Source organism: Enterobacter hormaechei subsp. xiangfangensis (genome assembly GCF_001729785.1).
GTDB classification, from domain to species: domain Bacteria; phylum Pseudomonadota; class Gammaproteobacteria; order Enterobacterales; family Enterobacteriaceae; genus Enterobacter; species Enterobacter hormaechei_C.
Genome location: NZ_CP017183.1, coordinates 2,672,292 through 2,692,858 on the forward strand (window position 1 = coordinate 2,672,292; position 20,567 = coordinate 2,692,858).

Annotated in this window: 17 protein-coding genes; 3 read left to right on the forward strand and 14 right to left on the reverse strand. The window is 56.4% G+C overall.

Features of this window, described 5'->3' with window-relative positions; genetic code table 11:
* Positions 1 to 307 precede the first annotated feature (307 nt).
* The 13 genes from BFV63_RS12850 to BFV63_RS12910 form a co-directional block, all read right to left on the reverse strand.
* The gene (locus tag BFV63_RS12850; protein ID WP_014884229.1) at positions 308 to 790 is read right to left on the reverse strand and encodes an Hcp family type VI secretion system effector; all 483 of its coding nucleotides are present in this window, start codon (positions 788 to 790) and stop codon (positions 308 to 310) included.
* A gap of 180 nt (positions 791 to 970) precedes the next feature.
* Positions 971 to 1,420: a T6SS amidase immunity protein Tai4 family protein gene (locus tag BFV63_RS12855; protein WP_022651413.1), complete on the reverse strand. Its 450-nt coding sequence runs from the start codon at positions 1,418 to 1,420 to the stop codon at positions 971 to 973.
* Entirely contained in the window at positions 1,405 to 1,899 is a 495-nt protein-coding gene (locus tag BFV63_RS12860) for a T6SS effector amidase Tae4 family protein (protein ID WP_022648411.1), read from the reverse strand. The genes BFV63_RS12855 and BFV63_RS12860 overlap by 16 nt, the downstream gene beginning before the upstream one ends.
* A gap of 3 nt (positions 1,900 to 1,902) precedes the next feature.
* A complete protein-coding gene (locus tag BFV63_RS12865) occupies positions 1,903 to 2,328 on the reverse strand; it encodes a Rap1a/Tai family immunity protein (protein ID WP_022651414.1) in 426 nt (141 codons plus the stop codon).
* 79 nt (positions 2,329 to 2,407) lie between these two features.
* Entirely contained in the window at positions 2,408 to 3,907 is a 1,500-nt protein-coding gene (gene tssC / locus BFV63_RS12870; RefSeq protein WP_006810956.1) for a type VI secretion system contractile sheath large subunit, read from the reverse strand.
* A gap of 3 nt (positions 3,908 to 3,910) precedes the next feature.
* Entirely contained in the window at positions 3,911 to 4,435 is a 525-nt protein-coding gene (gene tssB, locus BFV63_RS12875) for a type VI secretion system contractile sheath small subunit (RefSeq protein WP_008502644.1), read from the reverse strand.
* Between the two features lie 75 nt (positions 4,436 to 4,510).
* Positions 4,511 to 5,527 carry a type VI secretion system protein TssA gene (tssA, locus tag BFV63_RS12880; RefSeq protein ID WP_003859964.1) on the reverse strand — a complete coding sequence of 339 codons (1,017 nt, stop codon included), beginning with the start codon at positions 5,525 to 5,527 and terminating at the stop codon, positions 4,511 to 4,513.
* Positions 5,528 to 5,538: 11 nt separating this feature from the next.
* Positions 5,539 to 6,255: a type VI secretion system-associated protein TagF gene (gene tagF, locus BFV63_RS12885; RefSeq protein WP_006810959.1), complete on the reverse strand. Its 717-nt coding sequence runs from the start codon at positions 6,253 to 6,255 to the stop codon at positions 5,539 to 5,541.
* Positions 6,256 to 6,271: 16 nt separating this feature from the next.
* A complete protein-coding gene (gene tssM / locus BFV63_RS12890; RefSeq protein WP_022651415.1) occupies positions 6,272 to 9,892 on the reverse strand; it encodes a type VI secretion system membrane subunit TssM in 3,621 nt (1,206 codons plus the stop codon).
* A 2-nt stretch (positions 9,893 to 9,894) separates the two neighbouring features.
* Positions 9,895 to 11,133 carry a DotU family type VI secretion system protein gene (locus tag BFV63_RS12895; RefSeq protein WP_003859963.1) on the reverse strand — a complete coding sequence of 413 codons (1,239 nt, stop codon included), beginning with the start codon at positions 11,131 to 11,133 and terminating at the stop codon, positions 9,895 to 9,897.
* A 17-nt stretch (positions 11,134 to 11,150) separates the two neighbouring features.
* Positions 11,151 to 12,494 (reverse strand): type VI secretion system baseplate subunit TssK, encoded by a 1,344-nt coding sequence (gene tssK / locus BFV63_RS12900; RefSeq protein WP_022651416.1) that lies wholly within the window; start codon positions 12,492 to 12,494, stop codon positions 11,151 to 11,153.
* Positions 12,495 to 12,522: 28 nt separating this feature from the next.
* Complete coding sequence (gene tssJ, locus BFV63_RS12905) at positions 12,523 to 13,026, reverse strand: type VI secretion system lipoprotein TssJ (RefSeq protein WP_015570327.1); 504 nt, start codon at positions 13,024 to 13,026, stop codon at positions 12,523 to 12,525.
* Between the two features lie 23 nt (positions 13,027 to 13,049).
* On the reverse strand, positions 13,050 to 13,544 hold the full coding sequence (locus tag BFV63_RS12910; protein WP_006810964.1) for a hypothetical protein: 495 nt from the start codon (positions 13,542 to 13,544) through the stop codon (positions 13,050 to 13,052).
* Between the two features lie 848 nt (positions 13,545 to 14,392).
* Between BFV63_RS12910 and BFV63_RS12915 the strand changes: the two genes are divergently transcribed.
* The 3 genes from BFV63_RS12915 (at position 14,393) to BFV63_RS12925 (ending at position 18,358) form a co-directional block, all read left to right on the forward strand.
* Complete coding sequence (locus BFV63_RS12915; protein ID WP_023314314.1) at positions 14,393 to 15,373, forward strand: GlxA family transcriptional regulator; 981 nt, start codon at positions 14,393 to 14,395, stop codon at positions 15,371 to 15,373.
* A gap of 78 nt (positions 15,374 to 15,451) precedes the next feature.
* Entirely contained in the window at positions 15,452 to 16,462 is a 1,011-nt protein-coding gene (gap, locus tag BFV63_RS12920) for a type I glyceraldehyde-3-phosphate dehydrogenase (protein ID WP_047054906.1), read from the forward strand.
* A 213-nt stretch (positions 16,463 to 16,675) separates the two neighbouring features.
* Positions 16,676 to 18,358: an alpha,alpha-trehalase gene (locus BFV63_RS12925; RefSeq protein ID WP_048240610.1), complete on the forward strand. Its 1,683-nt coding sequence runs from the start codon at positions 16,676 to 16,678 to the stop codon at positions 18,356 to 18,358.
* 85 nt (positions 18,359 to 18,443) lie between these two features.
* On the opposite strand, the gene BFV63_RS12930 is transcribed toward BFV63_RS12925, so the two are convergent.
* Complete coding sequence (locus tag BFV63_RS12930) at positions 18,444 to 20,546, reverse strand: TonB-dependent siderophore receptor (RefSeq protein ID WP_069597544.1); 2,103 nt, start codon at positions 20,544 to 20,546, stop codon at positions 18,444 to 18,446.
* Between the last annotated feature and the right edge of the window lie 21 nt (positions 20,547 to 20,567).

Consider the following 20,567-nt stretch of genomic DNA (forward strand, 5'->3'; position numbering starts at 1 on the left):
AGATATGCATTGCTGGAAGTTGGTCATGAGAATTAATAGTTTTCCATTGATTACCAACGCGTTTCATTACAGATGGTGCGAAAACTGATACAGGCCCATTAAAATTTGCATCCAGTCTGATATCAAAACAAGGGATTTTGTTTTTTTAACGTAACAGAAAGTTTCTTATACTGTGCAGGTGGTGAAATGCAAGCACTACAGGCTAATGCGATTAATATTACGCTTAACTCTCTAATCATCATTCATCTGCAACATATTTGGAACCAATCATCGTGACCGGGGAGGTTCCCCGGTCATGGATGAACAATTACGCTTCTTTGTTCTCTTTGATGTTCCAGCCAGCGCTGCTTTCAGCACCTTTACCACCGGCAGTGGTCTGCTCCCAGTACTGCTGTTTCACTTTCGCAGCCTGGAATGCATAGGTCACGCCAACGGTATCGCCGTTGTCGGCACCGGTGTACTGAACGGAAGTCACGAGAACGTCTTCCAGGGTGATGCGGGTATATTCAACCTGCTGACCACCCGCCTTGCAGACGGACAGTTCAACTTTGGTCAGGTGCTTACCGCTTGCGCAGTGTTTCAGGATTGCTGTAGTGGATTTGTCGATCAGAGCGTTAACGTGCAGATCGTTAAAGTTAACTTTACCGGCACCGCCGCCGCCACCAACGCTCATATTACCCGGCTGGGACGCGCCCCAGGAGAAGGAGGTAATATCAGTCCAGCCGGTGTGGTTAGAATCTTTAGATTCGCCCGTAACACCCTCGACCTTCAGAAACATATCAATAGCCATAATATCTACTCTTCGTGGATGAACAATATTGCTTTCGAAAAAGCCCTTATATGGCAAACAGGAAAGCATGGGGCTGAATAAAACCGTCCATATTTTACCTCTGCCTCATATCAAACGACCCGTGTCATTTGACAGTCTTACATTCCCCCTGAATGAACGGAAAGAATGTGAAGTCTTTTACTACTGCGGATTATCCTGAATCCAGGTACGATCAGGATCGCCAATGATGAGCTGCGGAACCAGTTTATTCAGTTCGTCGCTATGATAAAGACGTAGACAATTTAAGGTTACGCCTTTTACATCAGGTTTGCGCTCCGAGTGGAAACCATTAATTTGGTTTTTATACTTCCCAATAATGGCGTTAACTTTGTCAGTACCGTTTTCAGCATCAAACGGTATCCATTCAATAAATGCACTCGCACTGCGGGCCGCATCAGCAGAAAATTGACTGCCTTTATCTGCTACCTGCGCAAGGCAGCGCGCCAGGACAAAATCTTTAACCACCTGCCGGTATGTTTGCTGCTGATAAAAATCAACGTAAGGGTTGTCACCGCGAGCAGAAAAAGATAAGCAAGTGAGCAAAAGAAATACGGTCTTTAAACACCTGAATATAATTATTTTAATTCCCAAAACCAGATTTCCTGACAGTACGGAAAGCAATCGGAGTTACATATAAAAGAATTATTACTCAGAGGCTCGATAAGGTCGATATGACCACCGCCATACCCATCAATTTTATTGAAGAAAACAACACCTTTTCGGCCCAACATTGAGCGTGCACCAGCCTCGCGGTCTTTAAAGATTTCTGCCTTGCCAAACACATGGGATTTATAAAGCTGATCGGCAAGTAATTTTGCGCCAGGCTCGATTGTTTTTCCCTTATAGGGACCGGTCTTTATGGGTAAACGCCCTGTAAATTCAACATTGCATTTTAACAATGCCAGGCTCATTCTTACCGCACAGGTATTTTCGTATGCCGGTTGTTGCTTGATAATCGTCGAATAATCGTAGCCAATTTCTGAAAAAACCTGTTCACCCGAGGCAAAACCCGCGCGTGTGTGATTTGAAGAGTAATGCTGACGTTTAAGTTGTTCGTATAATGGTCTCATTTGTCACTCTCCTTTTTTGCACGGGCGTAATTCTTTCATGCCGTCAATGATGATTTTTGAAGCGCGCTCCTCGCCTTGCTGTTTCGATAAGTTCGCAAAACGAGAATAGAGAAACTCATGTATTGTATTTGGCAAAAAAGGCCTGCCCTTGCACCATGCAGTGCCCTCAGACGCGTCGACTACGCCGAGAAGATACATATTTGCCTTAATGCGTTCACGTTCATTCGTTTTCGACAGCCAGGCTTTAGCAAAACGCTCTGCACTCAGATTTAAATCGTACCCTGTTAACAGCGTCGGATCGCGTTGGAAGTTCGATGTGTCATCCTGAGGCAATGCTTCCGCTTGAGGGTATTTGTAATTTCCAGCGTCAGCGCTTGCGAGAGTAGAAACTGCCAGCAAACTGGTCGCGATCACAAGTATATGTTTCACCGTCTATCCTTATTCACTGACAGAAATAAGCTAAGCTCTTCCGCTCAGATGGCCGGCCCCTTCGGGCCGGCAATCGTCATTACGCGTCCTTCGTCTTCAGCGACGGCAGTTTAGATACCAGACGCAGGGAAACGGTCAGACCTTCCAGCTGGTAGTGTGGACGCAGGAAGAACTTCGCGGCGTAGTAGCCCGGGTTGTCTTCGATTTCTTGCACCTGCACTTCCGCCGCCGCCAGCGGTTTACGGGACTTGGTTTCCTGGGAGGAGTTCGCCGGGTCACCGTCGACGTAGTTCATCACCCAGTCGTTCAGCCAGCGTTCCATCTCTTCGCGCTCGCGGAAGGAGCCGATTTTGTCGCGCACGATGCACTTCAGGTAGTGAGCAAAACGACAGCAGGCGAACAGGTAAGGCAGACGGGAGGCCAGGCGCGCGTTAGCGGTGGCATCCGGGTCGTGGTACTCGGCCGGTTTTTGCAGGGACTGCGCGCCGATGAAGGCGGCGAAGTCGGAGTTTTTGCGGTGAACCAGCGGCATAAAGCCGTTTTTCGCCAGTTCCGCTTCACGGCGATCGCTGATGGCGATCTCGGTCGGGCACTTCATGTCCACGCCGCCGTCATCGCTCGGGAAGGTGTGGCACGGCAGGTTTTCCACCGCCCCGCCGGATTCGACGCCGCGAATCGAGGTGCACCAGCCGTACTCTTTAAAGGAGCGGTTGATGTTGGCCGCCATCGCATAGGCCGCGTTCGCCCAGGAGTAGCTGTTGTGGTTCGCGCCGTCGGTCTGCTCTTCAAAATCAAAGCTGTCGACCGGGTTGGTGCGAATGCCGTACGGCAGGCGCGACAGGAAGCGCGGCATCACCAGGCCCAGATAGCGGGCATCTTCCGATTCACGCAGTGAACGCCAGGCGGCGTATTCGGTGTTCTGGAAGATTTTGGTCAGATCGCGCGGGTTAGCCAGTTCCTGCCAGGACTCCATCTGCATCACGCCCGGTGCGGTACCGGTGATGAACGGACAGTGGGCCGCGGAGCCAATGCGCGCCATCTCGCCCAGCAGCTCAACGTCCTGCGGGCTGTGGTCGAAGTAGTAGTCGCCTACGATGCAGCCAAACGGCTCGCCACCGAACTGGCCGTACTCCTGCTCGTAGATTTTTTTGAAGATCGGGCTCTGGTCCCAGCCCACGCCCTTGTAGCGCTTCAGGGTGCGGCCCAGCTCCTGCTTGGAGATGCTCATAAAGCGGATCTTCAGCATCTCGTCGGTTTCGGTATTGTTCACCAGGTAGCTCAGGCCGCGCCAGGCGCTCTCCAGCTTCTGGAACTCCTCGTGGTGAATGATCTGGTTCACCTGCTGCGAAAGCTGCTCGTCAATACCGGCAATCAGGTTCTGAATGGTGCGGTAGGTATCGTTTGAGAAGGTCACGGTGTTTTCCAGCGCCTGCTGCGCCAGGGTTTTAACCGCGCTTTCTACGGCAGAGCGCGCCTGATCGGTTTTCGGGCGGAACTCTTTATTCAGCAGCGCGCTGAACTCGTCCTGGCTGAACGCCTGGCCCGCCTGCTGATCGTGTTGTTGAGTCTGGTTGCTCATCGATTATTCCTCGCTACCTTTCGCACTTTCGTCATTTTTCGGCAACTGGCTCAGGGATTTGAGCAGCGTCGGATCCTGAAGGATTTTTGCAATCAGCTCTTCCGCGCCGTTTTTGCCGTCCATGTAGGTCAGCAGGTTGGAGAGCTGGGTACGGGCTTCCAGCAGCTTGTTCAGCGGCTCTACTTTACGGGCCACCGCGTCCGGCAGGAAGTCGTCCATGCTGTCAAAGGTCAGATCGACGTTGAGCTTACCTTCGCCGGTCAGGGTGTTATCCACCTGGAACGCCACGCGCGGCTTCAGCGCCTTCATGCGTTCGTCGAAGTTGTCGATGTCGATTTCCAGGAATTTACGCTCGTCGACGGCTGGCAGGTTTTCCACCGGCTTGCCAACCAGATCGGCCATAACGCCCATCACAAACGGCAGCTGAATTTTGCGTTCTGCACCGTAGATCTCTACGTCGTATTCGATCTGCACGCGGGGAGCACGGTTGCGTGCGATGAATTTCTGTCCACTGTTACTCATTGCCATGATGTTCTCCATCAAAGATGCGCGGTGAAGGTGAAACGGCAGACTCCATGCCTGTCGTCATAATGCCAGGACGCGTCATTCGCGGCGTCCAAAGATGTTTTCCAGTTGGTTAACGCCGTCTGGCGCCAGGTCGCGAATAATGTCCATAAAGTTGAGTTCAGACAGCCGCTGCACCCGTTCAATCATCAGCGGTGCGGGATGGCTGGGTTCGTACTGCGCAAAGTACTGTTTCGCTTTTTCCAGCATTAGCTGCGCGTCGGCGCGGCTGGTCACCTGCACGCTGCGCCAGTCGGTGACCGGCTGAACGGGCTGCGCTGCCGCAGGCTGCGGCTCAGCGTGCTGTTCAGCCTGCGCGTCACGGTTCGGCAGCAGCTTACTGATGTCGGTCACCTGACACGCGCTGGCGACCAGCCCGACGGTTTTCAGCAGCTGTTCCATCTCCGGTACGCCACTTTCCCCGAGATAGCCGGTAAGCAGTTCGCGGATGGCCAGCAGGCGTTCGTTGATCACGATTACCGCTTCGGTGCCGGGCTGATCGCCCCGGGCCAGCTCATCGATCAGTCGTGGACGCCCGCCCGGATAATCCGGACACTCGGTTTTACTGCCGTCAAGCAGCGCCTGGGCGTCACGGAGCGAAATCTCATCGCCGTTTGAGCGGAGCAGTGAGGCGTTACGTACCGCGACCGTCAGGTCAGATTTATCACTCAGCCCGGCGAGGGCGTTGATGCGGTAGAACGGATCGGTTTCGCCATACTCTTCCAGCAGCGGGTAAAGTTGCTCCCAGTAACGGGACAGGGCTTCCTGCACCAGCAGTAGCCCGTCGGCGTAACCTGCCAGCCCGCGACGACGTGTCCAGGCATGGGTTAACGCCAGCATGACGCGAAGATCTTTGGTGCGTCCCAGTAGGCTGGTGGCGAGTTTTTCCACCGTGTTCCAGTCGGCAGGCTCTGCCGGAATGATGGTGTCGCCAAACTGCTGCTCGGCTTTACCCTGACTGGCCTGACCCATGGCCTGGAAATCAGCGTCGTACTCCAGGTTTTCACCGCAGGGGTTATCGGGGCTTATCGGCGCGAGAAATTCATCGATATTCATAAGATCCCTGCTTATTCAAACATAGGCGGGTAAAGACCGTGGCGGCCCGGACGGGCGCCGCCTGCCGGATCGAACAGCAGCGTAAAGAGCTGCCCGGTAAAGTTTCCGCTGTGGACGTGGGTGTACAGCGGATAGCCGTCGCAGCGGTTTGTCCACCAGTAGCTGGTCTGGCGCAGCGGATCAAAACACTCCGCCGCCTGCGGCCAGCCCAGCGTGCTCTGACCCTCGTCGTCATAGCCAATCACGTCGAGAATGTCGGAGCGCTTTTGCGGCTCAACCGGCTGGGGCGCTGGGATGGTCATCAGCATTTCATCCAGCTGGGAGGCAGAATAGCTGTTACGCACCGCGTGCAGCCCCAGACGGCCAAGCTGCTGGTACCAGCTCTCAGCCTGCCCGAGCAGGCGGGATGACCACTCGGCGGGGGTGAAGCTCAGTTGCAGGCATACCGGATAGTGGCGGCCTACGCTGTCACGGCCCGGCAGCAGGCAGCCCATCTGAATCATCTGGCTACCGAGCATCGGCGGGACGACAAAGTTCCACACCGGGGCTTTTGAAAATGGGCGCTCGCCGCTGCGCTGCTCTTCCTGTTGCCAGGCCAGCAGGCCGACCTGGAACCAGTGCGACCACTGGCGTTGCAGGGTATCCGGAAAGCGACGCTGCAAAAAATCTCCGGCGCTGGGTAATTTGCCATACCAGCTATATCGGTTCATCGCAGGGGTATTCGTCATACGGCTGTCCTTGCGGTTATGGGCATGAGAAACGGGGAAGCTGGAACGGATTGCGGATGCTGTTCGGGGCAAACTCCAGCGTGACCTGATGTCCGTCGACGTTGAACGTGGCCTGACGGCTCAGGCTACCCGCGCCAGGGCTGGTGCGCGCCTTGTCGAAAAAGCGGTTGAGCGCCCAGGAACCGTTGGTCACCAGCGTTGCGGTGCTGCCATTGGCCAGACCGAGCTGCATACGCACCTGGTTCGTCCCGCCCGGCCCCGGCCAGGTCATGATCTGCACCGCCTGCGGACCGTGGCTGTAGCGCAGCAGCTGACCGTCCACGTCCAGCGTCAGGTTCAGAATGGTGTTGTCCATCCGCACGGTGCGCACCGTCACCTTAAAGGATGGCGTGGTCGCGCCGTTGGCAAAGAAGGCATCGCGGACAGATTGCGCCTGCTGGAACGGACGCAACAGGCCTTCGCTGCCTGGCAGCGTTTTACCGTCGATGCCCGGCATAAAGCGCCAGTTCGCCTGGGTGGTGTCCACCTTGTTGGTCAGGTTGTCGCGGAAAAAGGTGTCCATCAGACCGGTGCCTGGCGCGAACATGCGAGCCAGGTCGTCCGGCGTCACCTCGGTGCTGGCGCTGCGCACCAGCGGATAACGCCCGGCAATCGCCTGACGGCAGAACCCACCCACTTCCACGTTGATGCGCTTACGCACGTTCTCCAGATCGCGACGCTGGGTATCGCTGCTGGCGCCGACGGCCATATTACTGAACATGGTTTGCAGCCCGCCCGGCAGACGGCCCGCGCTGGCTTGCAGGCGGCTGATGGCATCGCCGCCCGGCGCGGGCATACCGCTGTTTGCTGCATCCTGAACGGCTGTCAGGTAGCGATAAAGCTCGTCAACCTGCTTGAGAAAATCATCAAAGACGATGGTCTTACCGCCCTTCTCCAGCGGCTGCGCCAGCTCAATCATCGGCGCATAGTGGTCGGTCACCAGTTGCTCAGGCGCCTGCGTCACAACCGCGCCCTGCGTCGGGGCATTGTCACCGTTGCTGAACAGCGCTTCCAGCGTACGAGTGGCGCGGTTGCTTTGGTCTTCCGCTTTCTGCGCATCTTCCGGGGCAGGCGCAGTGCGCGACAGGGTCAGCACCTTGCTCAGGTTAAGTACCAGACGGCGCAGCGGCGAGTTGGTGCCTGAAAGCAGGCGCGCGGTGTTGATGCGCTGGGAAAGATCGGCGCTGTTGTTGAGCTGAATGTCAGCGAGAAAGCGATCCCAGTTGACGATAAAGTCGCGCATGTAGAGCTGGCGCACGGCGTTATCGATCTGCTGTTTATCTTCCTGGGCGGTGGCTGCTCCCAGCACCCAGGCATCGTCCTCGTGCAGGGCGGTGGTCACGCTGTCGATCTGGTCGTTAAAACTCTTCCAGTACCCGTCCGGCGTATAGAGCCCCGGCACGCCCTCACTCACCGGCTTGCCGCTCTTACGGGAAAACACCAGCTCGCTCTGCGGGCCGCCGAGATCTGAAAGCGAAACCGGCTTCAGGTTCTCATCATGCTCCAGCAGACGTTTCAGGCGGCCATATACGCGTGTTGAGAGCGGCTGCTGGTTGATGAGCGCCCTTTCACGGGCCACCAGATCCTCATCCTGCGCATACGGTGAAGCCTGAATTTTTGGCTCCAGCAGCTGGGTCAGGTGCCATTCCAGCTCCTGAAGCTGCGCCTGCGTCACGTTCTGCGGCAGGTTGCGTTGCAGGTTGAGCATTACCCACGAGTGCAGGAATTTACCGTCATAGTGCTTCGGCTGGTAGAGCATCTGATAGGCTTTCAGCGCCTCATAGCTGTATTCCACGTCGCTGCCGTTGTCGTTGCGCAGCCAGGTGGTAATGTGCATCGCCACGGCAGGCAGCAGCATCTGATCCAGCGCCTTCTGATACAGAGACTGCGAGGCATCGCTGACGTCATCCCCGCGATAAAGCCCCATGCGGCGGGAAACCGGCGGGTTGTTAACGTCGAAGGCATCGCTTTTCGGCAGATCCACCAGGCTGTTAAGCAGCGGCAGAAGCGCAAACAGATCGCGCTGGGGCTGGTTTTGCAGCGCCTTGCTCTGCTGCTCCAGCATCGGCACTTTTGCGTCCACTTCTTCCAGATAGGCTTTATTTTTAGCGTAGCTGGTCAGCCACAGGCCACCCAGGATCACCAGCAGAGCCAGCAGCGCCGCGTAGCCGGACCACATCACGGCGCGGTTGCGAAGCTCCCACCAGCGGTTTTCCCCGGCGATACCCGCTTCCTGGAAAATCACGTTTTGCAGCAGGTTCTTAATGAAGAAGCTTTGACCCTTCGCGCCCGGGATCGGCGCCTCTTTGCTCACCGAATCCCAGCGCGTGCTTTCCTCCCCTTCAGGTAAGGAGAGCGCGCGGTTCAGCTCGCCCATCACGCGGTCAAACGGCATCCCTTCCTGGGTGCCGCTGGCGAAGTAGATGCCGCGCGGCGAAAATTCGGTTTCGAAGTTTGAGCGGGCAAAGACCGTGCTCAGGTAGTCTGCCAGCAGCGGACGCAGCGCGGCGAACTCCTGCGGGAAGAGATAGGCTTCCGCACGGGTTTTGGCGTCATGCTCTTTGAGCATGGTTTCCGGAAGGCCCGCATCCAGACGCTGTTGCAGCAGGGAAAATTCCTGCTGGAAGTTGCCCATAAGATCGTAATCGGCGTGTTTGGTCTGCTCCCACGGCAGCGTAAAGCCCCAGATCTGGTCGCGCTGGGCTTTGTCGTAATCCGCAAACCAGGCGCGGAAGCCTTTAAGCAGGTCCGCTTTGGTCACCATCACATAAACCGGGAAGCGAATACCCAGCTGTTCATGCAGCTCGGAGAGACGCTGGCGCAGGTTGACCGCCTGCTGTCGGGAGGCCTCAGCGGACTGCGAAAGCAGGTCGGAAATACTGATAGTAATAATCACGCCGTTGATGGGCTGGCGACGGCGGTATTTACGCAGCAGGTTGATAAATTCCAGCCACTCCCCGGCGTCCTGAACCTGCTCACTCTCCTGAGTGGTATAGCGCCCCGCGGTATCCAGCAGAACCGCCTCGTTGGTAAACCACCAGTCACAGTTGCGCGTGCCGCCAATGCCGCGCAGCGCGGTTTTACCGAAGCGATCCGCCAGCGGGAATTGCAGCCCGGAGTTGGCCAGCGCGGTGGTTTTACCGGAACCTGGCGCGCCAATAATGACGTACCACGGCAGCTGATAGAGGTATTGCGTGCTGAAGCGCTGCGTCCACTGTGCGCCATGTCCCGCTTTGCTGAAGTGGGCTTTTTTCAGCATCTGGGCGGCTTCATCGAAACGCCCGGCAAGGATCTGCTCCTCGCTGTTCAGACGTTTCTGCGGATCGGCCGCCTCCGGGCTGGTGGTATTTTCGTTGAGCTTGTCCATCAGCTTACGGTTCAGCCAGGCGTTATACAGCCGCGGCAGAATGTGGCTCTGGGCCCAAATCAGGTAGACCACCGCAATGCTGATGACGCGGTTCTGCTCTGATTCAAGCGGGCGGGTATCTACGATGGACAACAGCGGGCCAATCATCCAGATGACCGCCGCGAGCGCCGTTACGCCCAGGAAGCTCCACAGAATGCGATTGGTCAGTATAGAAAGTAGAGTAGTCAGCATCCTTAGTTTCCTTGCGGCAATCCGTTCAGCTCGGCCTGGGTATTGTCAGGCGACACCAGCAGCGTAATCTCCACGCGGCGGTTACGGGCGCGATTTTCAGGCGTGGTGTTAGGCGCTACCGGGTTGATCTCGCCCCGCCCTTCGGCTTTGACGCGCTCAGGCTGCGAGAGGCTACCCTGGAGCTGTTTTTGCACCGAACGGGCGCGCTCAAGCGAGAGTTCATAGTTGGAGGCGAAGCGTGCGCTGCGGATCGGCACGTTGTCGCTGTACCCCACCACCAGAATTTTGCCGCTGACGTTATTCATCGCCTGGGCGATGCGGTCGATGACCGGCTCATAGCGATCGCGCACCACCGTTGAGGCCGAGGCAAAGAGTCCGTCCCCTTTCAGGATCACCACGCTGCGATCCGCCTCATCCTTAACGGCCACCAGACCGGCATCAATTTCTGGTTTCAGGAAGCCGCGCAGGTTCAGCACCGCCGGCAGCTGACGCGCAGGCTGCTGGATCGTGGTTTCCGGCAGTTGGGACTGGTAAATTTTCGCCAGCACCGGGCTGGTGTTATCACCCAGACGCCAGTTCAGCACGATATAGAACAGGCAGGCGATAAAGCCGACCAGCGCCACGCACGCCCAGAGTGGGATCATCGGCCGCCAGAGCTTGCGCAGAACGGGGCGATCTTCCGGGTGCGGCGAGAGCGGCGGCGGGTAGCTGCCGCGCACGCCACGGATCATCTGCCACAGGCGCTGTTTGATGGTTTCAAGCTGGGTCCGGCCATTGTCCAGTACGCGGTAGCGGCCTTCAAAGCCGAGCAGCAGACAGTAGTTGATCATCTCCAGCAGCAGAATGTGTTCGCGCGGATTCTGCGACAGACGCGCCAGCAGCTGGAAAAACTTCTCGCCGCCCCAGGTTTCGTTATGAAACGTCACCAGCAGACCATTGCTTGACCAGACGCCGCTGCTTCCCCAGGGAGTCAGCGCGGCGGCTTCGTCCAGCGCCGTGCAGAGGCAGTAGCGCGCGCCGACAATCACTTCATACGGTAAGCCCGCCTGCTGGCATCGCACCTCGAAACGGCGAATTTCGTCAATCAGGCGCTGGCGCAGCCCGACCTGATCGTCGTGGGAAACCGAATGACGGATTTGCGGAATCGCATTGAGCAGCGGATTGGCGGCCGCCACCAGCTGATTGTTCCCACTGGCTCCGGTAAACACGGCATCACTGCCGGTATCCTGTCGTTCCTGCATATTAAGCGCTCGCTTTATTATTCTGTCGGGCTACGGATGGCCCAGAACTCCATATCGAGACCCGGGAATTCCCCTGCGAGATGCAGCGCGAATGCCCCGGACTTGTCCATCTCGTGCCACAGTTCGCTGCCCCTTTCGAGTTCGAAATAGCTGTAGCCTGCATGCCACGGGATCTGCGGCGGCGCGACGGGCATTGCCCGAAGCATGATGCCCGGCAGCTGAAGCTGAACCAGATCGCGGATTTTCGAGACTGGCGCAACCTTCATCTGGGCAGGAAAATGGGTTTGCAGGTGTTCGCCGGGGACATTGGCTTTTACCGCCAGCACGAAGCCAAATTCGCGGACCATGCTGGTCTCCGGCACGGTGGCGATGTTCAGACCGTGGGAGCGTTCGTGCAGCGGCAGCTGGATGGCATGATCTTCCATCACCAGCGACAGTCCCTGACGCAGCATCAGCATCAGTTTGCTGAAGCAAACGGCGAGATCGTCATGGTCGTATACCGGCAGTATGCTCTCTGCGGTACGCTGCGGCGTCCAGGTGGCGAGCTCCGTGGCAAACGGCAGCCAGCTGCGCCAGAGCGCTTCCGGATGAAGCAGCGGCAGCGTTTTTAAATGTGAGACATCGCCAAGGTGGCGGTTGATCAGCGAGAGAAGCGTGAACTCAACCATCTCAGACGTATTGAAACGCCCCGGCTGACGCAGGCGGCCGCCGATCTGCTGGCTACGCTGCACCAGCAAGCCGTGCAGGTCATTGATCATGCCGTACAGCTGCGGGCTGTTATTGGCGTTCAGCATTGGCGGGATGTAGCTGTTATCCAGCCGCACGTGGTTGTCGTTACGCTTTTCAGCGACGTACGCCACGCCGATGGCGGTCCATTCTGCCGTCAGATCTTTCTCCAGCATCAGGGTCAGACGCAGGCGGCCAAACTGAACCGTCGCCTCCCCGACCGACATCGCGTTGTCGTCTTCCACCTCTTGTTCAAAGGTAATAAAACGCGCCAGAGAAGACTGCTCCTCGCTGAAAATCACCTCTTCACGGCCACCGCGACGAACCGGCAGCGCAAGCACCACCTTTTCATTGGTGAGATTATCGGGGATTTTTAGCGGAGCCGGACCGTTGCGGTCGCTGCGCACCTGGAAAAAGGTGCCGTCAGGCAGCAAACCGCTACAGTAGCTGAGGGCAATACAGCCCTGGCGAAGCATCGCTTCATCCAGCTCAAGGTCGAGAAAGCCCCAGAGATACGAACGCTGCAAGGCCCCCCACTCACGAACGTGGTTGAGGAGGTAACTTTCTGTCCGCTGAAAATGGTGGGGACGCAGGAACATGCCCTCGGTCCAGACGACCTTTTCTGCTTTCGTCATGATGATCTCTTTCCTGTTATGAAGGGCGTTACTGGCTGATGACCCGGATACCATTTACGTCAAGGAAGACGCTGGCCTGGAGTTCATCTGCGGACCATTTCCAGAACTGGTAAATCGCGTTTTCGCCGGGAACAGGCAAAGGAAGTGAGACGCGCCATTTTTTGCCGTCCAGCGCCTGGTATTCCGCCATCACGCCGATATAACGCGCTTCCGGTGAGCTTTGCCCGCTCAGGGTTTTCGAAAGCTGGCCCGGCATCAGGAAGAACACATCGCTGTTCAGCAGATTCGCGCCAAGCGTGGCTGACGCGTTGTTCTGTAAGGAGTAGAAGTCACTGGACATGAAATCCGCATCGGATTTCAGCAGCAACACTCTGACCTTAAGCGGCGCAGAATCATTGATTTGAGGATGAGCCTGAAACTGAAGATTGTAGCGGGAGGGGTCGCTGTGTGAAGACGACGTACAACCACCGATCAGAGCGAAAATCAACGCAAAAAAAGGGAACCACATCCGATGAAAATTTTTATTATTCATAAAAATATGCTCGTGAAACCCGTTTAGTTCAGGATCCAGGTACCGTTCGCGCTGTCTTTGCAGGCTTTGCTGTTGCCATCGACATCAACACAGGTGGTTTTCTTACGCGCTTTCGGGCGCAGTGCCTGTTTACGCACGGTGGCTTCGTACTGGTCAGCCTTGATCACGGCACGCATCGGCACATAACCAATCAGCTGTTCACTCCCTTCATCGGCCAGCGCCATCCAGAAATGTTCAACCTGCCCCAGCACGACGTAAGTTTTGCCGGTCTCAAGCGTACGGATCACTTTTCCACCGTAGTCAGGACGGCTCATCAGGGATGCCGGGTACATGGCACGATACGGTTCATTCACTTGAGTGAACTCCGCCGGAGGGGTAACAGCGTGACGGTGCGTCAGCGTGATGCCATTCACCTGGCTGGTCACAATCGTATCATCGGTGATCGCTGGTTTTTGCGGCGCCTTACAGCCCGCCACCGCCATAACAAACAGAAGTGATAACAATACACGCAGTTTCATATGCTTTTCCGTAGCGATATTTAGAGGATGAAGAGAGGGGGATAAAATTTGACTTAGGTGCTATTGTTAAAATAGTCGGGATATTTTCAGCAGGTAACTATTTTAAGGCATAGCTACCGCACGAACCCAACAGAAATGGGCCCAGCATGCTCCTGACATATTTTGACAAACGGTAGACAAGTTTACATGAGCTTGTCATCAATTCAATATTTCTTGCCTGCTTAATGGCGTTTAATGATACGCCCAATGCATTATAGGATTAATCTCATAAAAAATGCGCACTTAGCTGAAATCGTCTTTTTCTTAGACGAATTTCTAGCGTAACTGTATGAAAATTAATGGCTAAAAAGGCAAAAGAGAACCACTATCATTAACGTAACCCCTTATTATCGCCACTACCATAATTAGTAGAATTTCATTTTTTCTGTGCGCTGTGGGATATATCTGGGATATTTTCATTGTTGCATCTGGAAGATAACTTTTATTGGGTGCGTGCGTCCCGCATTAACAAATGACGGTGAAGAAAATGGCAGGGATTTAATTTTGCGATCCGAAATAACCTACTCGAAATTATCCTCCGAGGTTATTTTTTGAGCCTTAATAATTAAGCATGGCTACATCTTTTTGTTCTCTTATTGTTCAGAACACTTCATTGCAGCCCATAAACTGGGGGTTTCAGCGGCAGTAACAGTAAACCTAACGCAAAAAGTTTTACCGTTACTACATATTTCTTTTACTTCTTTCCAACATCTGCCGTTCCAGGCTTTCACCCGGCACGCCTCATTTGTCTCTGCGACGGTGTTTGTCTGCCGCTTGACTTATTTTGTGATAAAGGTACTTTTCAGGACATGAAGAAGATCCTGATTATCGTACCTGACGGTGGCATGTTGTTTGAGGCTGCCGGTATCGCCGACATTCTGATGCAGGCCAACCGGCTGCACCCGGACGGCCTGGCGCAGCCCCGCTACTGCATCATTATCGCCACCACCCAGCCTCACCTGGTGATCCACGGCCAGTCCGGCTTAAACCTGCTGGCGGACTATCGCCTGCCGGAGCTGGATCCGCGCGAGCCGCTGGATACGATCATCATTACCGGTCGTGGCATGAATGAACAGGAAAGCACCGCGGTGGTGGACTGGCTGCACCTGGCCGCGCCGCATGCGCGCCGCGTCGCCTCTGTCTGCGGCGGGGCCCTGCTGCTGGCACAGGCAGGACTGCTCGATGGGCGCCGGGCGACGACCCACTGGCGGCTGCTGGAAACCCTGAAAACCCGCTATCCTGCGGTCAACGTTGAGGGCGGCCCGCTCTATGTTCAGGATGGCCCCGTCTGGACGTCCGGCGGCGTCAGTTCCGGGTTTGATCTGACGCTGGCGCTGGTGGAGGATGATTACGGCTTCACCCTCGCCCGCAACGTGGCGCAGGATATGGTGATGTACCTGCGTCGGCCTGGCGGCCAGCTACAGTTCAGCCGCTATAAACTGGAGCAGTCCGGCGCGACCGGACCGGTTAGCGAACTGCAAAGCTGGATCCTGCAAAACCTCACCGCAGATTTGTGCGTCGAAAGGCTGGCCGAACGGGTCGCCATGAGTCCGCGCAATTTCACCCGCGTGTTCACGCGTGACGTCGGTGTACCTCCGGCCCGTTATGTCACCGAAGCGCGCCTGGCCGCCGCACGACAGCTTCTGGAGCAGACCTCGTATCCGCTTGAGGTCATTGCCGAAAAAAGCGGGTTTGGGACCAGCATCAACCTTCGCCGCGTTTTTGAAAAGCAGCTTCATCTCACGCCGGGCGAATATCGCCAGCGCTTCCACTGCCGCAGAATGGCGTAATCTGATCCTTTTTTGTCATTTACGCCATCCGACCTGACGCCTAAAGTCACTCCAGACAACACAGATAAGGAGTGCATCATGGTTAAGGTCGGTATTAACGGTTTCGGCCGTATCGGACGTAATGTTCTTCGCGCGGCGCTGGGCAACCCGGATCTCCAGATTGTGGCCATTAACGATCTGACGGACAGTAGAACCCTCGCCCATCTGCTGAAATATGACTCTCTGCTCGGCACGCTGCCGGTGCCCGTTGAAGCGGCGGACGGCGCGCTACAGGTTGACGGGCAACGCATCATCGTATTCAGTGAACGCGACCCGGCAAACATTGCGTGGAAAGACGCTGGCGTTGAGGTGGTAATCGAAGCGACCGGCTTCTTCACCGAACGTGAAAAAGCAGCGGTGCATATCACGAGCGGCGGCGCAAAACGCGTCATTATTTCCGCCCCGGCTAAAAATGATGATCTGACGGTGGTAATGGGCGTGAACCACACGCTGTACGATCCGGCCCAGCATTTTGTGGTCAGCAACGGGAGTTGCACCACTAATGGTCTGGCGCCAGCGGCGCAGGTGCTGCACCAACAGTTTGGCATTGAACACGGGCTGATGAACACCACGCATGCCTACACCAACAGCCAGGCGCTGCATGACCAGCCGGAAAAAGATCTGCGCGGCGCGCGCGCGGCAGCATTATCGATTGTGCCTTATTCCAGCGGCGCGGCAAAAGCGCTCGGGAAAGTGATCCCCGAACTTGACGGTAAACTCACCGGATATTCCCTGCGCGTACCGGTTCCGGTGGTGTCGATTGTCGATCTGACGGTGACGCTGAGCCGCAACGTGACCGCCGAAGAGGTGAATGACGCGTTCCGTCAGGCCGCCATCAGCGGGCCGCTGAAAGGCATCCTGGGCTACAGCGATGAACCGCTGGTCTCCCGTGATTATCAGGGCGACCCGCGCTCATCGATCATCGACGGGCTTTCAACGCTGGTGATTGGCGGGAATATGGTGAAGATCCTGTCGTGGTATGACAACGAATGGGGCTTCTCGAACCGTCTGGTGGATCTGGCGGTGCTTATGGATAAAAAAGGGTTGTAGGGCTTAAGCCGGGTGGCTTGAAGCTTACCCGGCCTTTCTGTGATGTGGTTAAAAATTAAGTAATCCACCCCCGGTGTTGTGAAAGCGCACCCGAATTATCTGGTTATGTGAAAAATGGGATATTCAACACGCGAAGTTAACGATATTCGTCTAAGGTTTTCAGGTAATTGACAACAGCGGTCACGCTGCTCAGTGAAGACAGGAGACGAACCGATGATAAGACCTCGCGCACGACGCCCCGCTTTTTTATCCCTTGCGTTGGCAGGCGCACTACTCGGTGTTACCGCATTTGGTTATGCTGAAGACCAGCCAACGAGCCAGCAAAGCTCACCTGATATTCTTCTTGGCCCCCTCTTTAATGACGTACAGAGCGCCAAACTGTTCCCGGATCAGAAAACCTTCGCGGATGCCGTTCCCAAAAGCGACCCGCTAATGATCCTGGCGGATTACCGGATGCAGCATACCCAGTCCGGTTTTGACCTGCGCCACTTCGTGGAGATGAACTTTATCCTGCCGAAGGAGGGTGAGAAATATGTTCCCCCTGAGGGCCAGAGCCTGCGCGAACACATAGACGATCTGTGGCCTGTTCTGACCCGCACCACCGACAAAGCGAACAAATGGGACTCCCTCCTGCCTCTGCCAAAACCCTATGTCGTGCCGGGAGGACGCTTCCGCGAAGTCTATTACTGGGACAGCTATTTCACCATGCTGGGGCTGGCCGAGAGCGGCCACTGGGATAAGATCGGCGACATGGTGGACAACTTCGCTTACGAGCTTGATACCTGGGGCCATATCCCTAACGGTAACCGCACCTACTACCTGAGCCGCTCTCAGCCGCCGTTCTTCTCGCTGATGGTGGAATTGCTGGCCACGCATGACAGCGACGCGTTAAAGAAATACCGACCGCAGATGGAAAAAGAGTATGCCTACTGGATGGAGGGGGCTGATGGGCTCCAGCCTGGTCAGGCGAACAAACGCGTGGTGAAGCTGGATGACGGCTCGATCCTCAACCGCTACTGGGACGATCGGGACACGCCGCGCCCTGAGTCGTGGCTGGATGACGTCACCACCGCCAAAAATAACCCTAACCGTCCGGCCACCGAGATCTATCGCGATCTGCGCTCTGCCGCGGCCTCGGGCTGGGATTTCAGCTCCCGCTGGATGGACGATCCTCAGAAGCTGGATACCATCCGCACCACCAGCATCGTGCCGGTGGATCTGAATGCGCTGATGTTTAAGATGGAAAAACTGCTGGCCCGTGCCAGCCAGGAAGACGGGGATACCGCCAGCGCAAGTAAATATGACGCGCTGGCCTCCGCGCGTCAGAAAGCCATGGAGAGCCACCTGTGGAACGATAAAGAGGGCTGGTATGCGGATTACGATCTGAAAACCAGGAAGGTGCGTAATCAGCTGACTGCCGCGGCCCTCTTCCCGCTGTATGTGAAGGCCGCATCACAGGATCGCGCCGATAAAGTGGCCGCAGCCGCATCGTCGCGCCTGCTGAAACCGGGCGGTATTTCTACCACCACCATCAACAGCGGGCAGCAGTGGGATGCGCCGAACGGCTGGGCGCCGTTGCAGTGGGTAGCGGTGGAAGGGTTGCAGAACTATGGTCAGCAGAAAGTGGCGATGGACGTGACCTGGCGTTTCCTGAAAAACGTTCAGCATACCTACGATCGCGAGAAGAAACTGGTTGAGAAGTACGATGTCTCTTCGACCGGTACCGGCGGTGGCGGCGGTGAGTATCCGTTGCAGGACGGTTTCGGCTGGAGTAACGGCGTGACGCTCAGGATGCTGGACATGGTCTGCCCGAAAGAGAAGCCATGCGACACCGTACCGGAGAATCAGCCTGCGGCAAACGATGATGTTGCACCTGCGAAACAGGCGGCGCAGTAGCGCCCCTCACCCTGACCCTCTCCCCAAAGGGGCGAGGGTCAGGTTCCGTGCAATAAAGTGACCCGCTAGCGCCACCGGGCTTTTTTCAGAAGCTGTAACTCGCCCCGACCTGGAAGGTGCGGTCGCGGCCTATCCAGCAGTTGGTCGCGTCATAGCAGGTGAGCGTCTCTTTGTTGGTGACGTTCTGCGCGCTCGCTTTCAGCGTCAGCCCCTCCAGCGATGGCGCCAGTTCACCCATGCGGTAAGATGCCGCCAGATCGTACTGCGTCGTACCGCCCAGCTTGCCTGCGTCGTTGGCTGGCGAGATCTCCATCGGCCCGGTGTAGCGTGCGCCTCCCCCCAGCGTTACCCCTCTCAGCGGCGTGCTGTCGAAGGTGTAATCGCCCCACAGATTAAAGGCGTTCTCAGGGACCTGCGTCGGTCGTTTGCCCTGGTACTTGTCATCTTCGGTATTGATGGCGTGGGTGTAGGCATAGTTGGCAATCAGCGTCAGGTTATCCGTTGGACGACTCATAGCGGAAAGCTCCGCGCCTTTCGATTCCACTTCCCCGGTCTGGCGATAGTTGAGGAAGCCCGGATCGCTGGTCACCACATTTTTCTGACGAATGTTAAACACCGAGGCGGTGAAGGTGGTTGCGTATTCCGCCAGCAGGTATTTCACCCCACCCTCCACCTGCTTGCTGGTGGTGGGCTTAACGTCTTTCGCGGTCAGCGTGCCCTGCGGCGATACTGGGGCGAACCCTTCTGAATAGCTGATAAACGGCGAGAGTCCATTGTCGAAGGCATAAAGCGCGCCCAGTCGTTTGGTGAGGCGATCCTGCGATACCCAGGCTTTGTCACCGTTTTGCAGATAGTTAGTGGTGACGGAACGGTAGTCGTCATAGCGCAGGCTGGCCAGCACGTTCAGCCCGCCAAACGCAATCTGATCCTGGAGGTAATAGCCATTCTGCTGATAGCTGAGTCGGTTTTTCTGCGCGGTTTCAAGCCCCAGCGCATCGTTATCGATCTGCGAGTGATCCGGATGACGCATATCGATACCCGGGGTGGATGAGGCGTAACGATAATGGAAGTGAGAGTTCAGCTTCTGGTAGTCAAAGCCCGCCAGCAGATGATGTTTCCAGTCCCCCAGCGCGACGGTTCGGGTGACCTGGTTATCAATATTGAAGCTCTGCAAATCTTCATCCGTGGTATAGGCGAAGCGGTTAAGCTGGTAGACCTCGCTGCCCGTCCCGGTGGAATAGGCGCTGCGCTGGTGGGTGTCCACGTCAAAGTAGCGCGCTTTCTGGTTAAAGCCCCAGCCACTGTCAAACTCATGCTCAAAGCTGTATCCCAGCATCCACTGGCGCTGCTTAAAGCCGCTCCACTCATCCCCGGCATAGTCACGACGATCGGCGTATTTAGACCGCAGATAGCTTAGCGGCATCGGATCAGACGGCGTCAGGCTCGGCGTATTTTGCGCCAGCGCGTCAATGGTCAGGCGCGTTTTGTCATCAGGCTGCCAGGTCACGGAGGGGGCCACCAGATAGTTTTCATAGCGCGTGGTGTGCGCCTGTTCGTCACTTTCCGTCGCTTTGCCCAGCAGGCGATAGTTCCAGTCGCTGTTCGCGATCTGCCCCGTGGAGTCCAGGTATCCCTCCTTCAGATTGCGGTTTCCGGTATTAAAGCCCAGTTCCGTTTTCGCCTCTTTCTGCGGCTTTTTACTCTGAATATTGACCAGCCCGCCCGGTGAGCCGCCGCCATACAGCACGGATGACGGCCCCTTCAGGATATCGACGCTCTCAATCAGCAGCGGATCGATTCGCGCTTTGGTGTTCCCGGTGACGTTATAGGGAAGTTGCAGGCCGTTGTAGAACTCCTGATCGACGTTGAACCCGCGGATTTTGTACTCGCTCATGTAAGAGGTGCTCCCGCGCACCTCCGTGGAAACGCCCGGCGCATAGCGCAGGATCTCGTTTACCGAACTGGCGTGCCGCTGCTCAATCTCTTTAGCGGCAATGGTGTTGATCACCTGCGCCGTTTTACTTTCCGCGACGGCTGATTTCGTGGCGCTGTTGGTCCAGGCAGGAAGCGCGCTGCCCTGCTCTGTGCCTGTCACCACGATGGTGGATTCTTCTGCGAAAGCCTGTGTTTGCAATGCCAGCGTGACGGCGCCTGCCAACGCGCATAACGCAAAACGTGAAGTGCTCATAGTGTCGTCTTGTTATTAGAT